This is a genomic window from Flavobacterium tructae (assembly GCF_001853485.1).
Taxonomy (GTDB): Bacteria; Bacteroidota; Bacteroidia; order Flavobacteriales; family Flavobacteriaceae; genus Flavobacterium; species Flavobacterium tructae.
This window is the reverse complement of sequence record NZ_MIKE01000022.1, coordinates 355,625-382,116: the sequence shown is the minus strand read 5'-3', so window position 1 is coordinate 382,116 and position 26,492 is coordinate 355,625. Positions and strand designations below refer to the sequence as shown.

The following is a 26,492-nucleotide window of genomic DNA, read 5'->3' as shown; positions in this document are numbered from 1 at the left end:
ATGAAAAAGTATTTGAACTTACTAATTGCATTTTTTGCTATTTTTTTTTCTGAATCTGGATTTTCTCAGGAAGTTCACATAGAAGTAAAAGCCAAAATAGAAGTAAAAGAAATAGAAAATTTACTTGCTATTACGGGAACTGCAGAAAACTTAAAATCGCAGTTTAAAAATATATCTTATAAATTGACTGTATTTAAAAAAAATAAAAAAAACTCGAATAAATCAAATAATGCTCAGGATGGCAGAGTCACATTAGAACCGATTCAAAAAGTTGAACTTTCTAAAACGCAAGTCAATTTTACACCAGAAGACGAGATTATAATATTGCTATTGATTTATGATGAAAAAAATGAATTGATAGGTAAAGACCGTGTTGTTTTTGGAGAAGATAAAGTATCAGATGCCGCTAAACCAATTCCCGTAGATGGAATTGAAATGATCGGGATTGTTGCTAATGATACCAAAACAAAACTGGGAAATGATTTTTATGATTTTTTTTATGCACAATATTCAAAGCTAAGAATTAATACAAGTAAAATCGTGACCGTTCAAGAGGAATTGACTTTTGGACGTACAACAAAAATTACTATTCTGATAGATGGAGAAATAGTGGAAGAATTTATTTCACGTCCGGACGAAGATTTTTTAAAATACATGGCAGAATCTGCAGCATCAAAAGCATTTAAGTATTTTAAAGACATCGAAAAACAGAATAAAATAATAACTCAGTATTAATAAATAACTCAATATTAATAATCGAGAAGTAATTTTTGTAGAGGAGTTTTTCTTTTTTTTTTAATGTAGGAAACTAAATAACAGCAATATGAAAAATTTAATTTCATTCGTATTTGTGTTGGGTTTTTGTACCGTTTCTTTCGCACAGGACCTTGCTTATAAGCCTATAAATCCAGCTTTTAGCGGTGGTGAAACTTTTAATTATCAATGGATGCTTAGTTCTGCGCAGGCACAAAATGATTATAAAGATACTTCTGCAAATGGCGGATACAAGCAGCCAACAGATCTGGAGCGTTTTAAAAGTACTTTAAATAACCAATTGCTCAATAGAATTTCAAATTCATTATTTGATAGTCAATTTGGGTCAGGTACAGGTTCTGGAGGTGGTACCGGAGGCGGTACCGGTGGAGGACTTACTCCTGGTAATTATGTCTTCGGAACGCTGTCTGTGGATATTTACAATTCTAACTTAGGAATGGTTGTCAATATTCTGGATATTGAAACTGGCGAGCAAACGCAAGTTATTATACCGGGTAAATAGTTCTGGTATTCGATTTTTATAAAAAGTAAGTTCATGTTTTATTATTAAAAAATAACTAATTATGAATAAAACTCTCCTTTTTCTACTGTTAATAACCTGCCTACTCTCAGGATGTGGCGCTTATTTTAATCAACCCGTAGGAGTTCAGAAAGCTGTTTTTGGAGAAAACACTTCTGCAACTGAACACTTAGTCGATATGCCAAAACCAAAAGAACAGATTGTGGTAGGGGTGTATAAATTTAAAGACCAGACAGGTCAATACAAAGCGACTGAAGTTGGAAGCACATTTAGCACAGCAGTTACTCAGGGTGCTACTTCTATTTTAATAAAAGCACTTCAAGATTCAAAATGGTTTGTTCCTATAGAACGTGAGAATCTGGGAAATTTATTAAACGAACGAAACATTATCCGGTCTACACGTCAGGAATATGAAGCAAAAAAAGAAGGCGGTGAAACAGTATTGACGCCTTTACTCTTTGCAGGAGTTTTATTAGAAGGGGGTATTATTTCCTATGACACCAATATTATTACCGGAGGTTTTGGAGCCCGATATTTTGGCGCCGGAGGTTCTACACGATACAGACAAGATCGGGTTACGGTATATTTAAGATTGGTTTCTACCTCAAACGGAAAAATATTAAACACTGTTTATGTTTCTAAGACCATCTTATCACAAAGTATAGACGCCAGTTTATTTCGATACGTAAATCTAAATCGACTTTTGGAAGTAGAAACCGGTTTTACAAGAAATGAACCCATTCAGCTGGCAGTTACCGAAGTCATAGAAAAAGCCGTTGAAGGCCTTATTGTACAAGGAATCAAAGACAAGCTTTGGGAAGTGAATGCGCCTCAAAATCAAATCGATGCTTTTATATCAGCCTATGATGTAGAAAAAAGCGAAGCCGATCTGGCACAATTATACGATAGAAATTTAGAAGATAAAAGAGGCCTTTTTGGTATAGAGGTTGCCGGAGGAACAGCCATTATACAAGGCGATTATAAAAGTCCGGAGCCGGCACCAATGACTAGAGGAGCGGTGAAGTTTTTTTTCACTCCGGCTTTTAATATAAGTGCCTCGGCCAATGCATTCAAAATTGCGAATAAAGGAAGAGACAAATTGGGATATATATCTACAGATCTCAATCTGGAATTCATCATATTACCTCGCGATATCCTGACTCCATTTGTTTTTGGTGGTTACGGATTTGAATTTAATAAGGACTACAAAAATTTTCATAGCAAAGTTCAGTTTGGAGGTGGTTTAGAATATATGGCGACTAGTAGTTTAGGAGTAAAATTATTCGCAGAATATAATATGACCTTTAGCGACAATGTTGATTATATCGTAAGAGGTAAAAGAGATGATTATTACTGGAGACTTGGTTTGGGACTCACTTATTACTTCCCAAAAAGTTCCAAGCACAAGAAATAATAGTTCGCTGGTGTAATACCAAAGAGTGATATTTTTTCAATAACAAATTGAGAAAAAAAATCAGTATAAGTTTAACAAAATCAAGACCGCAATGAAAATAGGACTAAAAATATTGATATGCTTTATGCTTTTGGTTTCTTGTAGTGAAGATCAAATCGATGAAACAGGAACGGGAGCAGTAAAAGGAAGAGTAGTAGATGCCCGAACATATGAAGGAATAGAAAACGCACGTATTTCTTCAAGCCCAACTACGAGTACCGTATTTTCGGATAAAGACGGATATTTCGAGATAGATAATATAACAATGGGAAAATATTCTTTTCAGGCCCAAAAAGATGGTTTTACCGCCAGATTTGAACCTGCCACTGTGGAGAAAGATATAACAGTTCAGATTATTTTTGAGTTACAAGTCTCTACTGCCAACAACAAACCACCAGATGTTCCCATATTAACCGCACCTACAGACAACGCTACAGGGCAATCGCTAACACTGGATTTAACATGGACGGCAAAAGATCCGGAATCAGATCCGATGACCTATACCGTGACAGTGAAAAACGGAACAACAGACGAAACTAAAACCTATGCCAATTTAAAAGACACAAAACTTAACATTTCAGGTTTAAGTTTTAGCACGAAATACTATTGGCAGGTAACAGCCGATGATGGAATTAATAAACCAATAAATAGTGTAACAAACTCCTTTACGACTTTAGCATTTCCAAATCCGAGATATTTGTATGTTAAAAAAGTAAAAAATAACAATGTCATTTATACAGCTGATGAAGCGGGAAACGAACTTCAATTATCATCTGCCGAAGTAAACAGCTACAGACCGAGAAAAAATTTAAGCATCAACAGAATTGCTTATATAAGTTCTGACGGATCTTTGAATCAAATTTTTACAATGAATCCGGATGGTACTGATGTCAAAAAAATTACAAACTTTATACCTATAGCAGGATTTAATATGGAGTATGTTAATTATTGCTGGAGCACTAACGGAAGACAAATTATTTATCCAAATTTTGACAGACTGTATCGTATTGATTCTGACGGATCGGGATTGATTCAATTGTTTAAAACGCCAAACGGAAAATTCATTTCAGAATGTGAATGGAGTCAGGACGGGTCACAAATTGTACTCAAAGTAAACGATATGTCGGGATACAATGTTGAGATATATGTGATCAATACCGCTGGTGATGTATTGTATCAGGTGCTTTCCGGAGTAACGGGTGGAGCAAGTGGTATTAGTATTTCTGTAGACAATAGTAAAATTGCCTATACGAGAGATGTTTCAGGATTCGAAAATTCGACTTACAGACGATTAGACTCCAGAATATTTATTTATACAGCTGCGGACAATACTTCAACCGAACTGGCAAGTCAAAAACCAAATGGATTTAATGATTTCGATGTAAAATTCTCTCCAAATGAAGCAGAGCTGATTTATGTCAATACATCAAACGATGGTTTATCAGCCAACATGATACAAAAAGTTACTATTTCCAGCAGCAATAGTAATGGTTCGAGAACAACACTATTCCAGAACGCCTCAATGCCGGATTGGAGGTAAAATACTAAAAACTCAATTTTTGATAACCAATTTTATAGAAAAAAATCGGCAGTGCCTAAAAGCCTGCCGATTTTTTTTGCGAATCAGGCATACGAATCAATCAAAGAATTAAAAAAAGGGATTATCTTTGCACCACATCAACACAAACTAAGTTTCATGAGTTCAGATTCTAGCAAAAGGTACGCACAAAGAGGTGTTTCGGCATCAAAAGAAGACGTACACAACGCCATAAAAAATATTGATAAAGGTTTATTCCCACAGGCATTTTGTAAAATTGTACCTGATTATTTAACGCAAGACCAGGAGCACTGTTTGATTATGCATGCCGACGGTGCCGGTACAAAATCATCATTAGCCTATATGTACTGGAAAGAAACCGGTGATATTTCGGTTTGGAAAGGAATTGCTCAGGATGCTTTAATCATGAATATTGATGACTTATTGTGTGTAGGAGCAACCGATAATATTTTGCTTTCTTCAACAATTGGAAGAAACAAAAACTTAATCCCTGCTGAGGTTATTTCAGCAATCATCAACGGTACAGAAGAATTAATCAACGAACTAAAATCGTTTGGAGTAACCATTCATTCAACAGGAGGAGAAACTGCCGATGTTGGTGACGTTGTCCGTACCATTATTGTAGATTCAACGGTAACGGCACGCATGAAACGCAGCGATGTGGTAGATAATGCCAACATAAAAGCCGGTGACGTAATTGTTGGTTTGGCTTCTTTTGGACAGGCAACTTATGAGAAAAGCTATAACGGGGGAATGGGAAGTAACGGATTGACCTCTGCCCGTCACGATGTTTTTGGAAAATACCTGGCAGCAAAATACCCGGAGAGTTATGATGCAGCAGTGCCCGAAGAATTAATCTATTCAGGTCAGGTAAATTTAACCGATGCTGTCGCGAATAGTCCAATAAATGCAGGACAGTTGGTACTTTCGCCAACCAGAACGTATGCACCGATTATCAAGAAAATCTTAGATACCTATACACCAGCTGATATTCACGGAATGGTACATTGCAGTGGAGGAGCTCAGACAAAGATTTTACATTTCGTTCAGAACTTACACATTATAAAAGACAATTTGTTTCCGGTTCCGCCATTGTTCCAATTAATTCAGGAGCAATCTAAAACCGACTGGAAAGAAATGTATCAGGTTTTCAATTGCGGTCACCGTATGGAGCTTTATGTTCCCGAAAATATTGCACAAGATATTATTGCAATTTCAAAATCATTCAATGTCGATGCGCAAATCGTGGGTAGAGTAGAAGCAGCAGATACTAAAAAGCTTACCATTACCAGCGAGTACGGAACATTTGAATATTAATATTTTTTGAGTTACAAAAGGTCAAAGGTTCTGAGTGGCAAAGGTTTTTATACCGGAGTTTACAACAGAGCCTTTTTTTATTAATCATTAGCTTTTTTAGGAGCTAATCCCGCTATTCGTTATAATCTTTTGTGCCGAACCCCGTCACAAAAGGATTTTCACTGCTATCGGGGCTAAAAAAAACATCAAGCTATGTATGAATTACTTTTTTGGAGATATTTAGAAGAGGTTTATCTGAACCATCATGAAGTTTATGAAGCCCTTGTAGAAAAAGAAGAAGTAGACGGTCTTGCAACACTTCCTGTTGAGGTCATTATAAACAGAATCAATTCCGTTTTTTCCCAATGGGAGCGAGTGGACGAAAACAGCTGGAAAAACAGTACAGGAAAAGGTGCTTTCCAGGTAATTACTACACCACAAAGCATCAAAATCGATTGTTACGGAACCGAAGGAAAAACCATGAATACACTGGTTTCCCTGATGGAAGAATTCAAATGTCCGTTATACGATCCGCAAGTTCCCGAGCGCTATGACGAAATGAATGAATAAACGATCAATTTTGTAAAACTTTGCGAATCTCTGTGCAAAACGTAGTGTCTCTCTGTGAAATAGTTTTTAGATAAAGTAAATAGAATACTTTATAGTGAGCAGCTCAAAAAAAGAATTCATGACCACATCAAATTTTAATTTCTCCGATACTATAATTTTAGAAGACGATTCTGTTTTATTACGTCCTTTGCAAGAATCAGATGCCGATAATTTACTGGAAATCTCTGTTAACGAACCCGAAACCTGGAAATACTCCTTAGTAGGTGCAGACGGTAAAGAAAATTTGATCAATTATATCCAACTGGCGATAAAAGGACGAGAGAATCAAAAAGAATTTCCGTTTATAGTTTTCGATAAAAAAACACAAAAGTATGCAGGTTCAACACGTTTCTACGACATGAATCTGGAGTATAAATCACTACAGCTGGGATATACCTGGTACGGATCGGCTTTTAGAGGAACCGGGCTTAATAAACATTGTAAATTTTTATTGTTGCAATTTGCCTTTGAAACCCTTGGTGTGGAGCGTGTAGAGTTTCGTGCCGATAATAATAATGAACGCAGTATTGCCGCCATGAAAAGTATCGGCTGCAAAGTTGAAGGCGTTTTAAGAAGTCATATGCCAACCGCTAATAGTGATGTTCGTCGTGATTCTATTGTGTTGAGCATCCTGCAAAAAGAATGGTTTGATGAGGTAAAGGAAAATTTAAAGCATAAGCTTTAAAAAGAGGCGCTAGCCTCGACCCATATTGTAGGGCCGGATTTTAATCTGGTCAAAATGACGCAAAAGCAAAAGAAGAACCATCGGTTCGGTTCATTTTACAAACCCATCGCAAACGTATATTTTGTTTTTGAAAAATGCCGCCATTATAATATGTGCCGTTCCTTCGGAACTCTTGAACGTGTCGTATATTTTTTCAACGGATTGAAATCCGTTGCTATAGATATGTCGTTCCTACGGAACTTTTGAACGCGTCGTGTGATTTTTTCAACGGATTGAAATCCGTTGCTACAAAATATGTCGTTCCTACGGAACTTTTAAACACAATTCATAACTCATAATTCAAACCCATAACGATCTACTTACCCGTCTTTCAAAAGTAAATTTTGCTCTTTTCTTAACCTTTCAACTAATGAATTAAGGTAGGTTTTTGTTTTTAGAGGAAGTAAATTCCAGGTTGAATCCTTTTTAAAGCTTCTGCAATAATCAAGATCGCATTCTACAGCACGGATTACATATTTCTTATTGTGAGAGATTGTAATAATTTTAACGCGCCTTATCTCGTTGTATTCCGTTCTCGTACCGTAAACAATCACCGGATCGATAAGTCCATCACCGTCCAGATCTGTCGTACTGCAGTATTTTGTCCAAAAATAGATAGTTGTTTCTTTAGGATCGCTGTCTTCCAGTAAATCATTAATTCTCCATTTTTCAAGAAAACCGCCATGATCATTCAGTGTATAAATGGCCTGAATCTTTGTGTTTAAGGTGTCTTTTTTTGAAATGTTTTTTTGATTTTCGCAGAGAAGTAATTCATACACACCGCTTTTATCAGAGCATTCGAGTGCTCTGTAAATTGGAAATTCCGAAACACCGTCAAGTTCCCTTTGAGCGATTTCTTTTTGGGTTAGTTTATGACTTTCTGTTTTTTGTGCAAAACCGAAAATGGTATAAAAAAGGATGCAGAATAAAATAGCGTTTTTCATGAATAGAGTAACATTTGACAGTACCAAAGATATTTAAAAGCTTTTGAGATCAGATCATTTTATATTTTTTAAAAAGCATATTTTGTTGTATTTTTCGAATCTGAAAGTATTGGTAAATCGATTTAGTAAAATGCCAATTGCTGTTTTTAAGTAAAAAGTAATGATTAAAAGAAAACTAATGAATAGAATAAATTGTAAAAATTTTGTTTTTGGATTATCCTTTTTAATATTCGGTTATACCGCCAATGCTCAGAAAAAAACAATTGAGAAACGAGATCTGATTCAGTATGTTGATCCTATGATTGGTACCGCCAAAATGGGACATACCTATCCGGGAGCAACAGTTCCGTTTGGAAGTGTACAGTTAAGTCCTGAAACCGATACAATTGCCTACAGTACAAATGGAAAATACAACGGAGATGTCTATAAGTATTGTGCCGGATATCAATATGAAGATAAAACGATTGTAGGTTTTAGTCATACGCATTTTAGCGGAACTGGACATTCTGATTTGGGCGATTTTTTAATTATGCCCACAACCGGAAAGCTACAGCTAAATCCCGGTGTTGCTTCAAAACCATTGTCCGGTTATCGATCGGCATTTTCTCATGCTACCGAAAAAGCAGAGCCTGCTTACTACAGTGTACTTTTGGAAGATCATAAAATCAAAGCCGAACTTACGGCGACAACCCGCGTAGGAATACATCAATACACCTTTCCAAAATCAGATGATGCACATATCATTTTAGATTTGACTTCGGGGATTTACAATTACGATAAAAAGAATGTATGGACATTTGTTCGGGTAGAGAACGATACTTTGATTACCGGATATCGTCAGACCAACGGCTGGGCGAGAACCAGAACCGTATATTTTGCAATGAGTTTTAGCAAACCCATTAAAAACTATGGACAGGCCCCATTGGAGAAAAGTGTGTACAGAGGCTTTTGGGGAAGATTTGATCAAACCAAAAACTTTCCCGAAATGGCAGGTCAGAACTTAAAATTGTTCTTTGATTTTGACACGGAAGAAGGAGAGAAAATAAAAATAAAAATGGCTCTGTCTCCTGTAAGTTCTGCCGGTGCAGTTGAAAATATGAAAAAAGAAGTTCCGGGTTGGGATTTTGAGAAAGTAAAAAAGCAAAGTCAGAAAGTCTGGAATAACGAGTTGAACAAAATTCAGGTAGAAACCCTTCAGAAAGAAGATTTAGTGAATTTTTATACCGCAATGTACCATGCCTTTTTAGGACCTACAGAATACATAGATTTAGACGGGAACTACAAAGGTTTGGATATGAACGTACATAAAGCCGAAAACTTTAAGAATTATACCAGTTACTCCTTATGGGATACTTATCGCGCCTTGCATCCATTATTCAATATAGTACAGCCTTCCCGAAATTCAGATATGATCAGTTCCATGTTGGCTCACTCTGATCAGAGTGTACACAAGATGCTGCCAATTTGGTCGCATTATGCCAATGAAAACTGGTGCATGATCGGGTATCATTCCGTTTCGGTAATTGCGGATGCCATTATAAAAGGCAATATCAATTTCAATCCTGAAAAAGCACTTGAAGCTTGTGTGAAAACAGCAAAAGTGCCTTATTATGACGGATTGGAATATTATATGACAAAAGGTTATGTTCCAGAAGATAAAAATGGTGCTTCGGTTTCAAAAACACTCGAATATGCTTATGATGACTGGGCGATTGCACAGGCTGCAAAGAAATTAGGTAAAACCGAAATCTATAATGAATTTATCACAAGATCTAAAAATTACAAAAACGTTTACGATGCGCAATCGGGGTTCATGCGTCCAAAGTTAAATGACGGAACTTTTAAGAAAGAATTTGATCCTTTAGATACACATGGTCAGGGATTTATTGAAGGGAATTCATGGAATTACAGTTTGTATGTTCCGCAGGATCCTGCCGATATGATTCAAATGATGGGAGGAAATGAGAAATTTAAAGTTCGATTGGATTCTTTATTCAACATGCATTTGCCGGATAAATATTTTGAAAACACAGAAGACATCACCAGAGACGGAATCATTGGGAATTATGTTCATGGAAACGAACCTTCTCATCATGTCGTTTATTTGTACAATTGGACGAATTCACCATGGAAAGCTCAGGACAAAATCAGGATGATCCTGAAAAAAATGTACCGAAACGGAGCTGACGGTTTAGGAGGAAACGATGATTTTGGACAAATGAGTGCCTGGTATATTTTTAGCAGTTTAGGTTTTTACCCTGTAGCACCGGGTTCTGATGAGTATGCATTAGGAAGTCCGTTAGTGAAAAAGGCGACTTTTAATCTGGAAAACGGAAAGAAATTCGAAGTAGAAACCACCAATCAATCCGATAAAAATGTGTTTGTGAGCAAGGTGATTTTGAATGGAAAACAATTAGACAGGCCATTTCTGAAACATGCTGATATAATAAATGGAGGAAAGATCACGTTTTATATGAGCGCTAAACCGAATAAGAAACAATATTAATTTTATATATGTCAGGCTGAGCGAAGTCGAAGCCAACACCGTTTCCCTGAGCGGAATCGAAGGGTTCTCACGACGTAAAATGCGCTTCGACTTCGCTCAGCCTGACACTCAAAAAAGAACTTAAAAAAGGGCAAGGTTTAAATTCGAGAAAATTTTACAATTAATAGCGAAACAACAAAAAACTTCCCGAAATTTGCACTTTAAATAAAAGTAAACATGAAAATAAATCTAAAATCAGGAATTGATAAATTGCTTTTCGGAATGAAGCAGAACGATGTTACAGCTGCTTTAGGAAAGCCTGATAAAAATTATAAAGATGAAGATGATAATGTGATTTTTGTATACAATGCACAAAAGATCAGATTGACGTTTTATCAGGAAGAAGACCTGAAATTAGGTTATTTAGTAGCTTCAAGCAGCGATTTAGAAGTTTTTGGATTCAAACTAATCGGAAGAAAAATTGCTGATGTAAAGAAAGATTTAGCAACAAAAGGAATTACAAAATACAATCAGGAAACTTTTGATACTTTCGAGAATTACTTTAATGAAGACAACTGGTTCATCCTTCAAACAGAATTTGACGAAGTGGTGAAGTTTGAAATCGGTGCAATCATAAACGATAAAGACGAATTTGACTGGAAATTTCCGGTAAAGAAGAAGTAGTTAAAAAGATTTGTAGCCTAAAGAACAAACAGTTGTCACACTGAGCGAAGTATATAGGTATGTAAGGTCAGACCGCGTGAAGTATATAGGCACATAATGTCAGACTGAGCGAAGTCGAAGTCCCACACGCTAAATCCATACTGTTGAAGACTTCGACTTCGCTCACTCTGACGTACGATGTTAACGTTTTAGTTTGATAGCTCACAATGATAATTATAAAAAAAACCGGCAATCTCTTGTCGGTTTTTTTGTGTTTGAGTCGAAAAGAACTATCCTTTCAACCATGCATTTTTTAGTTTTTCTTTTGAAGCGTCTGTTGCTTTAAAAGTCTCTTTTTCTTCAAACGGAACTTTTACGGTTCCTTTGATCGTTTGTTCAACACCGGCACGTTTTATTTTAATCGTAATTGGATCATTTTCCTTCCAGTTATCACTTTCGCCAATCAAATCATAAATGTTGTCGAAATTGTACGCTTTATCATTTACAGCAAGAATGATATCGCCTCCTTTAAGATTTAAATTAGTAAAAAACACATTCAAATCGATATTAGAACGAACATTTATGGCTTTGGTAGCTTTGTCAACTCCAATATAAGGCGCCTGACCTTTAATGAAAACTGGTGCCGGAGCTTTTTCTGAAGCTTTGGTCACACCAACTTTTGCTAAATAAAAGTCATAAGGAATAGGAGTCGTTCCTGCCACATATTTATTTAGGAATTCACCAACCTCAGGATAAGTCAGTTCAGTTACTTTAGCAAAAAGTTCATTATCATTAAATGGTTTTTCAATACCATATTCATTCGATAATTTGTGCATTAGATCCAGAATTCCTCTTTCTCCATTGCTTTTTTCTCTAATGATGATGTCAATACACATTCCAATTAAGGCCCCTTTTTGATATACATTTAAGTATTGATCTTTATAAGGCTGATTCAGTACATTTTTACTCATTACGGTAAACGACATGGTATCGTTTAAACGTTTAGACTGCTCAATTTTATCGGCAATACGCGTGTAAAATTCAGCTTCGTTAATTAGCCCCTGATTGATTTGAAACAGGTTGGCAAAATATTCTGTTACTCCTTCGTACATCCATAAATGCTCCGACATTTTTGGGGCATTGTAATCAAAAAACTGAATTTCTTTAGAGTGAATGGTTAACGGAGTTACGATGTGAAAAAATTCATGCGAAACTACATCTTTCATTGATTCTACCAGTTTTTCTTTAGGCATAGATTCCGGTAAAACAACTGTTGTAGCCGTTGGGTGTTCCAATGCTCCAAAACCGTGGGCATCATCCTTAGCCATACTTGACAGATACAAAAGAACAGTATACTTTTTGTTAGCATTTACTTTGCCTAAAAAGTTCTTTTGTGCCGTCATCATCGTTTTCATTTCTGGAGTAATGCTTTCGGCTGTAAACTTTCCGGTTGGAGAATAAACGGCGATTAAAATATCCATTCCATTTACGTTGAAAGTCGTATAATCAGGTTTAGAGTACATGATCGGATTTTCGACTAAAACAGCGTAGCGGGAAGTGGTAAAAACGTCACTTGTTTTGCTGGCGTCTTCATCTGTCATTGAAGTGGCTCCCCAAAGTGTTTCAGGATGTGTTACTGTAACTTTATAAGGAATTTCTAATTTATCCTGAAAGTAACCTACAAAACCGTGTGTATTAACTAAGAAATTAACGCCCGCATTGATATTTGTTCCGGCAGGAGAAAATACGTCATCATTTCCAAATCCCGTTCCTTTTTCAGTATCAAAAGTATCTCCTACCCAATAGGTCACTTTTTTTAATTTTTTTGCATCTGAAATAGACCAGGAGTTGTCATCAATCCTTTTTACAGTTAATTCATTTCCTTTGGCATCAAAGGCTTTAAAATCACCTGAAAATTTACCGTAATTATCTGTAGAATAAGTTCCCGGAACCGTTTTTGGGATACTGTAAATTACTTCGTCAGTTTTTATTTGCGGAGGGGTTACCGTTACCAGAACTTTGTCGTCTTTTACATCAACAAGATTAATGTTTACGTCTACTACATTGTTTTTTGCTGTACTGGAGGAACTACCTGTTTTACAGCTCCAAAGTGTGACTGCAAGCGCTAAGGTGTAAATTATTTTCTTCATTTCTTCATATTTGGTTATCGCTATTTGACACACAAAAGGTAAAAAAGTTACATTTCGGTTAAAAATAAAAAAAAACTCCTGAAATTCAGGAGTTCTATCTTAATCTAGTTTGTTTTTTATATAATATTTGCCATCCAAATCTTCGTCAAAATCGTCTATTTTAACTGGTTTTGGTTTTGGTTTATTTGCAATTGCCTTTTTTTTCCACATCTCAAATTTCTCAAGGGGCATTTTCTTTTTCATGATTTCCAGAATTTCTTTTTCTGCCAATCCAAATTCCTTTTTTATGATTTCAAATGGATTTTTTTCTTCTAAGGCTAACGAAACAATTTTTTCAGTTTGTTCCCAATTCAATTCTTTGCGGTTACTCTTTTTCATCACGTGAAAATTAATTCAAAATAGAGGTTAATGATTAATAGATTGATTTTCAATTTAAGTATCAATATTAATAAAAAAAATAATTAGTTGGTTCGATGAATGCTGTTTTTTTTAATGATTTTAACTGTTTTTTGCGGATCTCGATTTTTGAAACGGTATTTTTAATAGATTTTTCAAATTGTTATTTTCTTCAACGGCCATGTGGGTATCTACGCCATAAATTATTTTGTCTTTGGGTAAAGTGGTGAAAGTACCAAACAGACGGTCCCAAACCGAAAAAATGTTGCCATAATTACTGTCTGTATACGGCAGAACGTAATGATGATGTACTTTGTGCATATTGGGAGAAACGATAAAATAACTTAGTAAAGTGTCTAGTTTTTGAGGCAATGCTATATTGGCATGCGTAAACTGTGTAGAAATAACAGACAAGGTTTGGTATAGAAAAACCATCCACATTGGACTTCCGATGATCAAAACCCCAAGAGTTGTAAAGATAAATCGGATAATGCTTTCACCGGGGTGATGCCGATTTGCGGATGTAGTGTCAATCCAGGTATCGGTGTGATGAACAAGATGAAAATGCCATAAAATTTTGAACCTGTGCTGTACATAATGAGGAGTATAGGCACCAATTAAATCCAGCAATAACAAACCAATGATGGTGTAAAGCCAAAGCGGTAAAGCGGGTAACCATTGTAATAGTCCAAAGTGGTTTTCAGTCGTCCAGTTTGCTGTTTTAATTAAAATAAAAGCTAAAACAAAATTGATAATTATGGTAGTGAAAGTCAGGAAAAAATTGATTCCCGCATGTTGCCATTTTCGATAGTGCATCCGGAACAGGGGAAAGGTATTTTCAATCATCCAAAAAAAGGTAATTCCGCCAACCAGAATTAAGCTTCTATGGGAGGACGGAATTGTACTGAAATAGGCAATAATATCATTCATAAGGCTATATTAGAGTGATACAAAATAAGGGTGATTCAGATTGTTGAAGAAAAACAAATACAGGTAAGTTTTTCTGAAAAAAGAAAAGAGAAAACCGAATAGAAGTATATTTGATTTTCTCTTTTTGATAGTTATAAGCAAAGATTTATGCTTTCTTGATTAAGCTGATTATGAACAGTAAGACCCAGGCTCCTCCAACAGCAATTATAATTTGCCAAAGAAGTCCGCCACCACCGATACCTAATTTACCGGCAATCCAGCCTCCAATAATACCGCCAACAATTCCTACGACGATATTACCTAATAATCCAAAACCTGCACCTTTCCAGATCTGACCTGCAAGCCATCCTGATATTGCACCAATAAGTAAAAAATATAAAAATTCCATATGATAATTTTTTGAGGTTAAAGAGGAGTTGATTAAGCTTCGGCGTGATTTTGCAGTAAGGTTTTATAAATGAAACCCGCTACAATAGCACCCAGAATCGGAGCAGCCCAAAACAGCCAGACTTGAGAAAGCGGCTCTCCACCAACAAAAATGGCCTGAGATAATGATCTTGCAGGATTTACAGAAGTATTGGTAATTGGGATACTGATTAGGTGTATTAAGGTTAGAGCAAAACCAATTGCAACACCGGCAAATCTTCCGTTGGCAAATTTATCTGTAGCTCCTAAAATTACTAATAAGAAAAATAATGTTAGTACAAACTCAGCGATAAAAGCAGATTGCAGGGAATATCCGTCAGGGGAGAAGGCTCCAAAACCATTAGAGGCAAAAGCTCCTGCTTTGGTATTATCAATGGCAAAACCGGCTTTTCCTGATGCAATGGTGAATAAAGTTCCTGCGGCCGCAAGAGCACCAACGCATTGAGCGACTATGTAAGGAATTAAATCTTTTGCAGGAAATCTGCCGCCTGCCCATAAACCAAAAGAAACGGCCGGATTAAAGTGGCCTCCTGAAATATGTCCTACGGCATAAGCCATTGTAAGTACTGTTAAACCGAAAGCCAGTGCAACACCTGCAAATCCGATTCCTAAGTCGGGAATTCCGGCTGCAAAAATTGCGCTTCCACAACCTCCAAAAACCAGCCAAAAAGTTCCAAAAAACTCTGCAAATAATTTTTTCATAATAAATAGTTTTAATTAATAGTTGATTGTTAAAAAGTATATTGGTATGCCCACAAAATCAAAACAATCTGAATGGGCAAGCGTATAAACAAAATCCACTTGGGTAAACCAAAACTTGCTTTTTTATTCTGATACATATAGAGATTGGAAGGGAATACAGCAATTAAAGTAGCTATAATTCCCCATGCACCAAAATGAGAGGTAACAGGAATCAGAAGGAGTATGCCGAAGATGACCTCGGCAACACCACTTAAAATATTTATTAATTTAGGATTTGAAAAAAAAGGGGGAATGATCTTAAAGTACATTCCCGGTTTTCTGAAATGATTTAATCCGGCAATAATATAAAGCGAAGCCATTAAATATAAATGCCAGGGTAAATTCATGATAAAGTAGGATTGTTTATCACGAATTTATAAAAAAATTAACAATTATTGCACTACAAGAGGCTTTTTTTTAGAGTGTTTCTAAATTAGCTGTTCTTGCGTTTGAAATTTACATTCATAATAACAATGGCTAAAATGATTAGAATAATTCCAATCCATTGTGAAAGAATTACTTCTTCATTTAATAAAACGTAGGCCATGGTTACTGAAACTGGCAACTCAAGGGCAGAAACGATACTTCCAAGACCAATTCCAGTTAATGGAAATCCAAGATTCATTAACATTGGAGGAATGATAGTTCCGAATAAAGCCAATATTATTCCCCATTTTGCAAAAATAGCAAGGTTAAAAGGAGTAACCTGTGTTACCAAGGCAAATGAAAATACGATAATGGCACCTCCAAACAGCATGTACAAACTACGTTGTGCCGACGAGATTTCGGTTGCAACGCGATTGGCGGTAAACATAGTAGTGGTAAAAGAGGCAGCTGCCAGCATTCCCCAAACAAGCCCTCTCCAGTCCAGTTCGATTTCGTTGTGTAGAATATTAGTGGCTAAAACAGTACCAATAAGAACAATAAATACTGAAAAAACTTTTTGTTTGGAAGGTAATTTCTTTTCTAAGATCATTTCAAGTAAAACTCCTATCCAGACTGTTTGCATTAGTAAAACGATACCAATTGAAACAGGGATGTATTTTACTGCCAAATAATAAAACAAACTCGTCATTCCTAATGAAGTACCGGCAAGCATTAAGCTGAATATGTTTTTTGGCGTTGCTTTCACAACATTGTCTTTATGTTTTAGTTTTTGGAATGTATTGATTAGTAAAATACCAATGATTCCTAATACAAATTGAGAGGTAGTTACTTCGGCAGTAGTATATCCTTCTGTGTAGGCCATTTTTACGAAAGTGGCTAACATTCCATAAGTTGTAGCTCCTAAGGCTACTAAAAATACTCCTTTTAATACATTGTTTTGTGACATCTTAATCTGTTTATTTTAAAAAATTTAAGCCGGCAAAGGTAAGCTATTTTGTTTAGGATTTAATAGAAAATATTCAGAAACGTTGTGATTGCGTTTATTTCGTTCTTTTTGTGAGGTTTAAAATTGAAGATTTGACAGGATGGTATAAAATAAAAAACCACCATGAAATACATCGTGGTGGTTGCTTTTAAGTCCGTTAAGGTACTTTGAATTACTTTACGGGCTGTTCTTTATAAGTTTCGATTTCGAAGATTAAAGTGGCGTTTGGCGGAATTACACCTCCGGCACCTTTTTCTCCGTAAGCTAAATTAGAAGGAAGGAAGAATATAGCTTTTTCTCCATCTGTCATCATGTCTAAAGCTTCAATAAAGCCAGGAATCATTCCGTCTTTTTTACCTACAACAAAAGGGAATGCTTTGTATCCTTTTTGGGCATCGCGGTTGGCATCGTATTTACCATAAGCTTTTGCTACGGTAGAGATACTGCTGTCAAAAAGATTTCCATCTTCAAAATATCCTGCATAGTGAAAGTAAATGTTAGATCCTTCCGCTCCTTTAACGCCTGTTCCTTTTTGTGTAACAACATATTTTAAACCGGAAGCTGTTGTAGTAGCTTTCGCTTTTGTAGCGGCAAAATAAGCTGCTTTTTCAGTAATCACTTTTTGAGATTCTGCTTTTTTAGCCTCTTGTTTTTTCGCATCTTCAGCAAGTACTTTTACAGCATCAAATTTTTTGGCTGCAGCACCTTTGCGTGTAATGGTAATTTTTGTCATGATATCGTCCTGAACAATTTTATTTACGTTGTCCATTCCTGAAACCACATGGCCAAAAATAGTATGTTTACCATTTAACCATGGTGTATCTTTGTGTGTGATAAAAAACTGACTTCCGTTTGTAGCGGGACCAGAATTGGCCATTGCTAGAACTCCGCCTTTTTCAAATTTTAAATCTTCTACAAATTCATCTTTAAATGCATATCCCGGACCTCCTGAACCATTTCCGTCAGGATCTCCACCCTGAATCATGAAATCATTGATTACTCGGTGAAATTTCAATCCGTCGTAAAAGGGTTTACCTTTAAGTTTTTCCACTTTAACGTTTGGGTTCGTTCCTTCTGCCAACGAGATAAAGTTAGCCACAGTTACCGGTGTTTTTACATATTCTAAAGAAACCACGATATCTCCTTTTGTGGTGGCTATTGTAGCAAAAATACCTTCGCCAGGATTGGCTTTAGGGGCTATCTTTGCTGCTGTCGCTGCTGTTTTTGGCTTTGCTTTAGCAACTGGTTTTTTGGTAGCCTGAGCCTGAATATTTACAACTGCCAGGCAAAATAAAAATAGGAATTTAAACTTCATGTTGTTCCGAATTTAAGTCTATGATGGTTTTTCTTTAAAAAAAATTATTGTGGTTTTTCTAATAATTGAATTTCGAAAATAATATTAGCATTTGGTGGAATTACTCCGCCAGCACCGGTAGCTCCGTAAGCCAAATGTGCAGGAATAAAAAGTACTGCTTTGTCTCCAAATGAAAGTTGTTCAATTCCTTCAATAAAACCGGGAATCATTCCGTCTTTACGGCCTGCCTGGAAAGGAATTGGCTGGTATCCGTGTGCTTCGGCTCTTGCAGCATCAAATTTTCCGAACGCTTTATTAACTTCTTCTACGCTTGAATCAAATAAAGTACCATCTTCTAAGAAACCGGAGTAATTGATGTACAATTGAGCTCCTGTAGCCGGTTTTTTACCTGTTCCTTTTTCAGTGATTACAAATTCTAACCCTGAATTGGTTTTGGTCGCTTTGGGTTTGATAGAAGCTAAATACGCTACTTTTTCTTTTTGTACGCCCGCGTATTTCCCTTTTTCTTTAGCAATTTCAGAGAAATAATCGTGAAATACTTTTATAGCGTCAAACTTTTTGGCAGCTTCACCGTTTCTGATAATTTTAACCGAAACAATTTTATCGTCTTGTTTGATCTGATTAACAACTTCCTGTCCTTTTTCAACCACATGACCAAAAATAGTGTGTTTCCCGTCTAACCATGGAGTCTCAACATGTGTGATGAAGAACTGACTGCTGTTTGTAGCCGGACCATTGTTTGCCATTGCTAAAACACCGGCTTTGTCAAATTTTAAATCGGTGATCTCATCTTTAAATCGGTATCCTGCATCACCTGAACCAGTTCCCTCAGGATCTCCGGTCTGAATCATGAAATTTTCAATAACTCTGTGAAATTTTAATCCGTCGTAAAAAGGTTTTCCTTTTAGGTAATCTTTAGTAACAAACTCACTTTTACCTTCAGCTAAGGTTACAAAATTAGCTACTGTAACAGGTGCTTTTTTATAATCCAATTCAACAATAATGTGTCCTTTATTGGTTTCAATATCCGCATATAAACCATCAGGCAGGTTGCTGTGTTCGTCTTTACAAGAGAATAATGAACTAACGGCAAGTAATACTAGTAGAATACTTTTTTTCATTTTTAAAAGGTTGTTTTTATGGGTTTAAGGTATCTTTTTTAGTTTGAGCTACAGTTTTAGGAGCTGCTGTTTTAGGGGTTTGTGCCGCTGTAGTTGTTGGATTAGCAGCTGGATCCGGTACAAAGTTACGAAGTGTAACAGTGCACATTAAGGATTGATTAGGTCCTATTTTTTTATTGTCTCCGTGGTATCCGTAGGCGATATGCGAAGGAAATAAGAAAGTCACGGTTTCGTTTTTATGCATCATTTTTATACCGTCACGTAATCCCATCATAATGTCTTGCTTGTCTACATAATAGGTTTGCGGACCAAGATCGGCTTCAGAATAGATTATTTGGCCATTGATATCTTTTACTTCCAGATTAAAATAAGCGATATCTCCTTTTTTAGGAGTCTGGAGATCAGTTTCATTTCGTTCATCATAATACAGCCAGTATCCTTTTCGGGTGGCATAGTATTTTGTTTTCGGATTGCTTTTGATTATTTTTTTGATAACATCCTCTTCATTGGCTACTAATTTTTTATTTCGATCGGCTGATTTTTTCATAAAAGTACCGGAAGCCTGAGAAATAGGTCTTCTGGCATCTTCATGTTGTTTACAGCTAACCAATAAAACAGCAAAAAGTAGGGCGCAACTGCTTTGTTTTAAGTAGTTCATATTTGGGTTATATTTCTAGTTTGTTTACTAAATCTTCAAATTTTTTCAAAGTTTCTTCCATTGAAGTCTCTGATTTTCCTCCCGCTGCATTACTGTGTCCACCACCATTAAAATGATCTCTGGCAAACTGGTTTACGTCAAATCCTCCTTGTGAACGGAAAGAGATTTTAATGATTTTCTCGTCTTTATTTTCGATAAAAATAGCAGTAAAAACAATACCTTTTATACTTAATCCGTAATTAACAATACCTTCGGTGTCGCCTTTTACATAATTAAATGCATCCAGTTCGTCCTGAGTAAGCGAAGTATAAGAGGTTTTGTGTTCTTCCAGAACTTTCATGTTTTGTAACGCACGGCCTAACAATTGCAAACGACTGTAAGAACTGTTGTCGAACAACAAAACGGGTATTTGAGTATTTTCGACACCTAAATCGATTAGTTCAGCAATGATACGATGTGTATTTCCTGTTGTTCCCGGAAAGCGGAACGAGCCGGAATCCGTTAATATTCCTGTGTAGATACAAGTGGCGATGGTTTTGTCTAAATCTTCTTTTTTGCCTAAGAAAGAAATAAAATTATAGACCATTTCACAGGTAGATCCAAACGAGGTATCAGAGTACGTATAAAGCGCGTAATCATCCGGTTTCTGATGATGGTCGATCATTATAAACGGAGCGGTTAGCTTCGCAAGAGTATGTTCCATCTCACCTGTACGATGAAAAGCATTAAAATCCAGTGTAAAAATAAGCTCGGCTTCTTCTAATATTTTGGTACAGTTTTCAGTATCTTTTTCAAATATTTTAACCGTTTCAGAACCTGGAAGCCAGGCTAAAAAATTAGGAAAATCATTAGGAGCAATTACTGTTGGCTGATGATTGTTTTTTAATAAAAAATGGTATAACCCTAAGGTTGAACCCATAGCATCACCGTCAGGTCCTCTATGAGGAATGATGGCAATTTTCTTTGGGGTTGCGAGTAATAATTGTATCGCTTGAATGTCTTGTATTTTCATAGTGTGCGAATTTACATTTTTTTAATGTAATGCTGAAATCATTTTTTATAAGTTAATTGTGCTGAGTTCAAAGTCGAAAGTCGAAAGTCGAAAGTCCAAAGTCTAAAGTCCAAAGTCTAAAGTCTAAAGCTTATAGCTTATAGCGTACTAGAGGTTTTCCAGTTCTTTTCGCTGTAGTCTCTGATACAACTGATACTTCGCTCCTTTTACAATTTGTGATTTGTAAATTCCAATAGAACCGGAGGAGAAATACGCTATAACGCATGCAATGGCGATGAACAATCCAGGCTGAATTCCAAAAAGTTCCATTCCCATAATGGTACAGGCAATAGGTGTGTGCGTGGCTCCCGAAAATACTGCTACAAATCCCAAACCCGCTAAAAAAGCAATGGGTAACGGAATGATCAGAGACAAAGCACTCCCTAAAGTTGCTCCTACAAAGAACAATGGAGTTACTTCACCGCCTTTAAATCCTGCACCGAGAGTAAATCCGGTGAATAGAATTTTAAGCAGGAAATCGTACCACGGATTAGCATTTGTAAAGGAATCGACAATTACCGGAACTCCCAAGCCAGAGAATTTTGTGAGTCCGAAACCTGCAAGGACAATAGACAAAACAATTCCCCCGATAAAAGGACGGAGTGGAGGATACTTGATGTTTTTGGAGAAAAGGGAACCCCAGAAATGAGTGCTTCTCGAGAAAAGCAGAGCCGCAAAACCGGACAAAAGACCGATTAAAATGACATAACATAAAGTGGTTAGACTAATTTCAGGAACAACCGGAATGTTGTAATGGGTATGTTTAACCGGCCAGAATTCGACAGTGAAATAAGCGGCATAAGCAACTAAGAAAGAAAGGAGGATACTCTTGAAATTAATTTTACTAAAATACAAAACTTCCAAGGCAAAAATGGCACCTGCAAGCGGAGTTCCAAAAACAGAAGCAAAACCGGCACTGATTCCGAGGATAATCAGAATCCTGCGTTCGGTATTATCCAAATTGAAAAGCTTAGTAAATTGATCGGCGATAGCGCCTCCCATTTGTACTGCTGTGCCTTCACGTCCTGCTGAACCTCCAAATAAATGGGTTAGTAAGGTTCCTAAAAGCACGAGAGGAGCCATTTTAAACGGAATGACTTTTTGAGGATTTTCGTATTCTTCAAGTAATAAATTATTGCCTTTTACAACGGATTCTCCCCAATAATGATAACTAAATCCAACAAGTAGGCCGCCAACAGGCAAAAGCCAGATAATCCAGTCATGATGAATTCTAAATTGCGTAACCCATTCAAGTGAAAGTAAGAAAAATGCAGAAGCAGATCCGGACAAAATACCTATTAGGACACAAATGAGAATCCATTTGAAAATAGTAAGCAGTGTTTTTTTTAGGTTTTGAAAAGCCATTAATAAACTAAGTTTTTTTTAGCCACGAATTCAAGAATAAAACGAATTTTTATTGAGACAAAAATAATCTTTTTTAATCCCTTAATCTGTGGCTAAATAAAAATCATGAATTCGCAGCTTAAAAATTATTGTACAACAGCCGTAAATTCAATTTCAACTAAATATTCGGGAGCAACCAGTTTGCTGATTTCATAGAACCCGGTTGTTGGTTTTACATCTTTAAAAAAGGAGGAATGCGCTCTTGCTACCTCTTCAAAAGTTGAAATATCAGTAGTGAAAATTCGCGTTCTGATCACATCTTTCATTCCAACATTTAAATCTTCTAAAACTTTTTCAACACGTTCCAGGATGTTGTAGGTTTGAGCATAAGCGTCATTAGCTTTTACTTTTTCATCATCAACAATAGCTACGGTTCCTGAAACTTCAATGATGTTGCCAATTCTTACGGCACGGCAATATCCCATTTTGTCTTCCCAAGGAGATCCTGTTAAGATGTTTTCTCTTTTCATTTCTTTTGGTTTATTGAATTTACTTTTTTGTTTTTAAGGCAAATTCGGGTTGGTTAATAGAGTCGCAATTTATAAAATATGCCAATGAAAAAGAGTACGATTGAATTGAAATCATTTCGGAATTCCTTCTTTTTTGTGATATTTTAAAGCGTCAAATTGTTCTTTACTCGATTTGATGCTGTTCGTAAAGACGAAGTTTATTTTGAGTAGCGGTAAGGTCTTGCTGCAATCCTTCGATTTTGCTCAATAAGTTTGCGATTACATCCAGGCCTTCAAGATTAATTTTTAAATCATAATGTAGGCGTATCATTTTCTCAACAGTTGGTAATTGTTCCGGTTGGAAATATTCGTCTTCTTCAAGTAGTATAATTTTTACCAAACCGTAATTATGCAACTCCGTTATAAAGGTGTTCTCAATTTCGTGATACACGCAAAATTGTTTGATATGGATTAAGTTTTTACTGCTCATGATTTCTTAGTTTAGCTAGTTCTTCAAATAATTCTTTTTCTTTGGCAGACAGTTGGGTTGGAATTTTTATAGTGTAAGTAATGTATAAATCACCAAACTGATTTTCTTTTTTGTATACCGGAAAGCCTTTGCCTTTTAATTTTACTTTAGTTCCGGGCTGAGTTTCGGCCGGGACTTTTATTTTTACTTTTCCGTCAAAAGTCTTTACAAAAATTTCTCCTCCTAAAATAGCGGTGTATAAATCCAGTTCAACATCGGCATATAGATTATGGCCTTCCCGCTTAAAATCGGAATCATTATCAATTAAAAAAGTGATATATAAATCGCCATTTGGACCACCGTTTGCACCGGGTGCACCATGATTTGGAATTTTAATAATCTGTCCGTTTTCGACTCCGGCCGGAATGGTGATTCGGATATTTTTTCCATTAACACTTAGATTCTGCTTGTGAGTCGTGTAAGCGGATGCTAAATCTAACTGTAATTCGGCATTAAAATCCTGACCTCTGTATTTTGCCTGACCTCTCGAACTTCTCCCTGAAGAACCGTACATAGAATTGAAGAAATCAGAGAAATCACTTTCGGAAAAGTTTTCGCCGCCAAAATCAGTGTAGCCTTGATTGCCTTGCTGTTGTCGGGAATATTGCTGTTGGTTAGGATCGTAACCTGCTTTTTCAAACTCGTCGGCATGTTTCCAGTCTTTTCCGTACTTGTCGTATTTTTTACGATTTTCGGGATTACTTAAAACTTCGTTAGCCTCATTTATTTCTTTGAATTTTTTCTCCGCTTCCTTGTCATTGGGGTTTAAATCAGGATGGTATTTTCGTGCCAGTTTTCTATAAGCCTTTTTGATTTCAGCTTCAGTTGCAGATTTTGTGATTTCTAATACTTTGTAATAATCAATATAATCCATGGATTGAAAATTTAATAAATTAGCTATTTCGACAGATGTTTTAAACAGCCGGAACAGAGGTGTGTTTTTTGATTTATTATTCTAAATTGAAAAATAATCGAAGTTCCGAGGTGTTCGATTTACGATATGAGTTTAATTTTTAGTATCTCTCTTTGAAAGATTGAAGTTAGGAATAAGTTGCTAATTATCAAAACGATGTTTTTCGAATATTAAAAAAATAACATTTACATAGTTTCAGAAGTCCCCCGATTGATTTGCAATATTAGAATTTGGAATTTTGAGTTTAGGATTTAGAATTTGCAGTTTTTGGCAGGTTTTTTGATTCCAAAAAAAGGCATAATATAGTGTTATAAAAGTCTTAAAGTTGTAGTGCTTAACTATATTATGCTATTTTTGTGATTCCAGATCCCGATTTTAAAGCAAACATAAAAGCCGATTCGATAATACTTTTTCAATGAAACACATTTTATTCTTCATATTATTTTTTACTGCTGTTACCGTATCGGCGCAAAAGGAATTTGGAACTAAATTCAAGCCCATTGCAGCGCCTAAATTTGGAGCAAAACCCAAAAAGACTCCAATTCCGGAAATAAAAGACCCTCAGGGTGAAAATCTGGACATGCCGGGGATTAAAACACCTAATGTTTTTGATAATACCAGTATTACTCCAAAATCTCAATTTCAGATTGGGGCAGAGAAAAGCAAGTTTACCATGTCTACCGAAACTGATTTTGCCAATCCGGGAGATCGTTACGTGCCCAAAATGGAGAAAGATTTAGACAAAGCTTTAAGAGATGCCGGTTTAAAAGAAGGACGCGGAACATTAATAAAAAGAAATATCTCTCTGGGGGATTTTAGAACAAAATCACAATATTTCATTATAAAATTAAGAGACTTTGGAGCCATCGATGGCGATTTGGTCAAAGTTTCATCAAATGATGCCGTAATTGCCAGTCAGATATTATTGGGGTCCAATTTTAAAGAAGTAAAAATAAACCTCGCAGCAGGGTTTAATAAATTAGATTTTGAAGCTCTAAATATCGGTACATTGGGCGGAAACACTGCAGAAATCCAAGTCTACGATGATAAAGGACAATTGGTAACCAATGATTACTGGGATAACCTTGCCGCAGGATTTAAGGCTTCGATTGTTGTGACAAAAGAATAGTTTTTTTAAAGATACTAAGGGGCTTAGATGCTAAGGTTCTAAGTTTTTTAATACATGATAACTACGTGATTATTGGGATAACCTTACAACAGTTTTTTTAAAGATACTAAGGGGCTTAGATGCTAAGGTTCTAAGTTTTTTAATACATGATAACTACATGATTATTGGGGTAACCTCAAAGCAGTTTTTTTGAGATTTTAAGGGGTTAAGGAACAAAGGTTCCAAGTCTTTCTATAAAAACTCAGAACCTTAGCATCTCAGAACCTCAGAACCTTTTTCTAAAATGGATCTGCTGTCACTCTAAATTTCATTTCTGCTTTTACGGTTACATCTTTAGTAAGTGTTTCTTTCAAAGTAACTTTTGTTCTGATTTTGTATTTATCTGCTTTAATGTACTGGTCCAGTCTTGCATCGGTACAAATCAAATCGATGTTGTTAGTGGAGGCATTGATATTATCCTGATACGCAAGTTCTATTTCATCAGAATCTGTCGTAGAAATATACAAATGAACCGATTTTAAAAACGTAAATGTTTTATCGGTTGGATTTGTGATCATTAGTTTAAGCGATTTCAGTTTAACATCTTTTACTAAACTGGCTTTGGTTTTATTGTTCTCAAACTCGGCAGAAGAATTTGTAGTGACATCAGGAGTGATAATTTCCGAAGGTAAATTGATAGGGGAAGTGCTCTTAATCTGAATAGAAGTTTCGTTTGAAATCGTAAAAGTCAATAAATTATCTACAGCATCACAAGAGCTTAAAAACAAAGACAAAAAGAGAGAAAGGGCAATTAATTTTGATTTCATAGTTAAATTTTAATTGGGTTTTTCGTTACGTACGAAATAAATTAGTTTTTGGATTTTTTTGCGAAGATACTAAGTT

Annotated in this window: 27 protein-coding genes; 10 read left to right on the top strand and 17 right to left on the bottom strand. The window is 35.9% G+C overall.

What is annotated here, in order from left to right; all coding sequences use genetic code 11:
- The 7 genes from BHE19_RS22285 to BHE19_RS09360 all read left to right on the top strand — a co-directional run bounded on the left by BHE19_RS22285 (position 1) and on the right by BHE19_RS09360 (position 6,895).
- Positions 1-735, top strand: coding sequence for a CsgE family curli-type amyloid fiber assembly protein (locus tag BHE19_RS22285; protein ID WP_083342502.1), 735 nt, complete (start codon positions 1-3; stop codon positions 733-735).
- Positions 736-823: 88 nt separating this feature from the next.
- Positions 824-1,276 carry a curli assembly protein CsgF gene (locus BHE19_RS09385; protein ID WP_070906888.1) on the top strand — a complete coding sequence of 151 codons (453 nt, stop codon included), beginning with the start codon at positions 824-826 and terminating at the stop codon, positions 1,274-1,276.
- Positions 1,277-1,337: 61 nt separating this feature from the next.
- Entirely contained in the window at positions 1,338-2,708 is a 1,371-nt protein-coding gene (locus BHE19_RS09380; RefSeq protein WP_070906887.1) for a CsgG/HfaB family protein, read from the top strand.
- Between the two features lie 91 nt (positions 2,709-2,799).
- Entirely contained in the window at positions 2,800-4,287 is a 1,488-nt protein-coding gene (locus BHE19_RS09375; RefSeq protein ID WP_233431367.1) for a carboxypeptidase regulatory-like domain-containing protein, read from the top strand.
- 156 nt (positions 4,288-4,443) lie between these two features.
- Positions 4,444-5,622, top strand: a complete 1,179-nt coding sequence (locus BHE19_RS09370) for an AIR synthase related protein (RefSeq protein ID WP_070907140.1) — start codon at positions 4,444-4,446, stop codon at positions 5,620-5,622.
- 192 nt (positions 5,623-5,814) lie between these two features.
- Positions 5,815-6,171, top strand: a complete 357-nt coding sequence (locus BHE19_RS09365) for a hypothetical protein (protein WP_070906885.1) — start codon at positions 5,815-5,817, stop codon at positions 6,169-6,171.
- Between the two features lie 118 nt (positions 6,172-6,289).
- Positions 6,290-6,895 (top strand): GNAT family N-acetyltransferase, encoded by a 606-nt coding sequence (locus BHE19_RS09360; protein WP_070906884.1) that lies wholly within the window; start codon positions 6,290-6,292, stop codon positions 6,893-6,895.
- 359 nt (positions 6,896-7,254) lie between these two features.
- On the opposite strand, the gene BHE19_RS09355 is transcribed toward BHE19_RS09360, so the two are convergent.
- On the bottom strand, positions 7,255-7,878 hold the full coding sequence (locus BHE19_RS09355) for a M949_RS01915 family surface polysaccharide biosynthesis protein (RefSeq protein ID WP_070906883.1): 624 nt from the start codon (positions 7,876-7,878) through the stop codon (positions 7,255-7,257).
- Positions 7,879-8,056: 178 nt separating this feature from the next.
- Between BHE19_RS09355 and BHE19_RS09350 the strand changes: the two genes are divergently transcribed.
- Together BHE19_RS09350 and BHE19_RS09345 are read left to right on the top strand one after the other, a co-directional pair.
- Positions 8,057-10,384 carry a GH92 family glycosyl hydrolase gene (locus BHE19_RS09350; RefSeq protein WP_070907139.1) on the top strand — a complete coding sequence of 776 codons (2,328 nt, stop codon included), beginning with the start codon at positions 8,057-8,059 and terminating at the stop codon, positions 10,382-10,384.
- Positions 10,385-10,600: 216 nt separating this feature from the next.
- On the top strand, positions 10,601-11,047 hold the full coding sequence (locus BHE19_RS09345) for a hypothetical protein (protein ID WP_017498720.1): 447 nt from the start codon (positions 10,601-10,603) through the stop codon (positions 11,045-11,047).
- Positions 11,048-11,316: 269 nt separating this feature from the next.
- Here BHE19_RS09345 and BHE19_RS09340 read toward each other — a convergent pair whose 3' ends face one another.
- From BHE19_RS09340 to BHE19_RS09270, 15 genes are all read right to left on the bottom strand, one after another.
- Positions 11,317-13,176, bottom strand: a complete 1,860-nt coding sequence (locus BHE19_RS09340; protein WP_070906882.1) for a M61 family metallopeptidase — start codon at positions 13,174-13,176, stop codon at positions 11,317-11,319.
- A gap of 99 nt (positions 13,177-13,275) precedes the next feature.
- Complete coding sequence (locus BHE19_RS09335) at positions 13,276-13,554, bottom strand: DUF2805 domain-containing protein (protein WP_017497301.1); 279 nt, start codon at positions 13,552-13,554, stop codon at positions 13,276-13,278.
- Positions 13,555-13,674: 120 nt separating this feature from the next.
- On the bottom strand, positions 13,675-14,502 hold the full coding sequence (locus BHE19_RS09330) for a sterol desaturase family protein (RefSeq protein WP_070906881.1): 828 nt from the start codon (positions 14,500-14,502) through the stop codon (positions 13,675-13,677).
- Between the two features lie 145 nt (positions 14,503-14,647).
- Entirely contained in the window at positions 14,648-14,890 is a 243-nt protein-coding gene (locus BHE19_RS09325) for a GlsB/YeaQ/YmgE family stress response membrane protein (RefSeq protein ID WP_017497303.1), read from the bottom strand.
- Positions 14,891-14,922: 32 nt separating this feature from the next.
- On the bottom strand, positions 14,923-15,630 hold the full coding sequence (gene aqpZ / locus BHE19_RS09320) for an aquaporin Z (RefSeq protein WP_070906880.1): 708 nt from the start codon (positions 15,628-15,630) through the stop codon (positions 14,923-14,925).
- A 29-nt stretch (positions 15,631-15,659) separates the two neighbouring features.
- The gene (locus BHE19_RS09315) at positions 15,660-16,016 is read right to left on the bottom strand and encodes a DoxX family protein (protein ID WP_070906879.1); all 357 of its coding nucleotides are present in this window, start codon (positions 16,014-16,016) and stop codon (positions 15,660-15,662) included.
- 86 nt (positions 16,017-16,102) lie between these two features.
- Positions 16,103-17,002 carry an EamA family transporter gene (locus BHE19_RS09310; RefSeq protein ID WP_070906878.1) on the bottom strand — a complete coding sequence of 300 codons (900 nt, stop codon included), beginning with the start codon at positions 17,000-17,002 and terminating at the stop codon, positions 16,103-16,105.
- A 211-nt stretch (positions 17,003-17,213) separates the two neighbouring features.
- A complete protein-coding gene (locus BHE19_RS09305; protein WP_070906877.1) occupies positions 17,214-18,356 on the bottom strand; it encodes a peptidylprolyl isomerase in 1,143 nt (380 codons plus the stop codon).
- Positions 18,357-18,400: 44 nt separating this feature from the next.
- A complete protein-coding gene (locus BHE19_RS09300; protein ID WP_017497308.1) occupies positions 18,401-19,477 on the bottom strand; it encodes a peptidylprolyl isomerase in 1,077 nt (358 codons plus the stop codon).
- A gap of 16 nt (positions 19,478-19,493) precedes the next feature.
- On the bottom strand, positions 19,494-20,135 hold the full coding sequence (gene gldI, locus BHE19_RS09295) for a gliding motility-associated peptidyl-prolyl isomerase GldI (protein WP_070906876.1): 642 nt from the start codon (positions 20,133-20,135) through the stop codon (positions 19,494-19,496).
- Positions 20,136-20,142: 7 nt separating this feature from the next.
- A complete protein-coding gene (locus BHE19_RS09290; RefSeq protein ID WP_070906875.1) occupies positions 20,143-21,147 on the bottom strand; it encodes a DHH family phosphoesterase in 1,005 nt (334 codons plus the stop codon).
- A 147-nt stretch (positions 21,148-21,294) separates the two neighbouring features.
- On the bottom strand, positions 21,295-22,551 hold the full coding sequence (locus tag BHE19_RS09285; RefSeq protein ID WP_070906874.1) for a voltage-gated chloride channel family protein: 1,257 nt from the start codon (positions 22,549-22,551) through the stop codon (positions 21,295-21,297).
- Positions 22,552-22,676: 125 nt separating this feature from the next.
- Complete coding sequence (locus tag BHE19_RS09280) at positions 22,677-23,060, bottom strand: RidA family protein (protein WP_070906873.1); 384 nt, start codon at positions 23,058-23,060, stop codon at positions 22,677-22,679.
- 163 nt (positions 23,061-23,223) lie between these two features.
- Entirely contained in the window at positions 23,224-23,529 is a 306-nt protein-coding gene (locus BHE19_RS09275) for a chaperone modulator CbpM (protein WP_017497313.1), read from the bottom strand.
- Positions 23,519-24,442, bottom strand: a complete 924-nt coding sequence (locus tag BHE19_RS09270; protein ID WP_070906872.1) for a DnaJ C-terminal domain-containing protein — start codon at positions 24,440-24,442, stop codon at positions 23,519-23,521. Before BHE19_RS09270 ends, BHE19_RS09275 begins: the two co-directional genes overlap by 11 nt.
- Before the next feature lie 454 nt (positions 24,443-24,896).
- Between BHE19_RS09270 and BHE19_RS09265 the strand changes: the two genes are divergently transcribed.
- On the top strand, positions 24,897-25,610 hold the full coding sequence (locus BHE19_RS09265) for a hypothetical protein (protein ID WP_070906871.1): 714 nt from the start codon (positions 24,897-24,899) through the stop codon (positions 25,608-25,610).
- A 278-nt stretch (positions 25,611-25,888) separates the two neighbouring features.
- On the opposite strand, the gene BHE19_RS09260 is transcribed toward BHE19_RS09265, so the two are convergent.
- The gene (locus BHE19_RS09260) at positions 25,889-26,416 is read right to left on the bottom strand and encodes a hypothetical protein (protein ID WP_070906870.1); all 528 of its coding nucleotides are present in this window, start codon (positions 26,414-26,416) and stop codon (positions 25,889-25,891) included.
- Between the last annotated feature and the right edge of the window lie 76 nt (positions 26,417-26,492).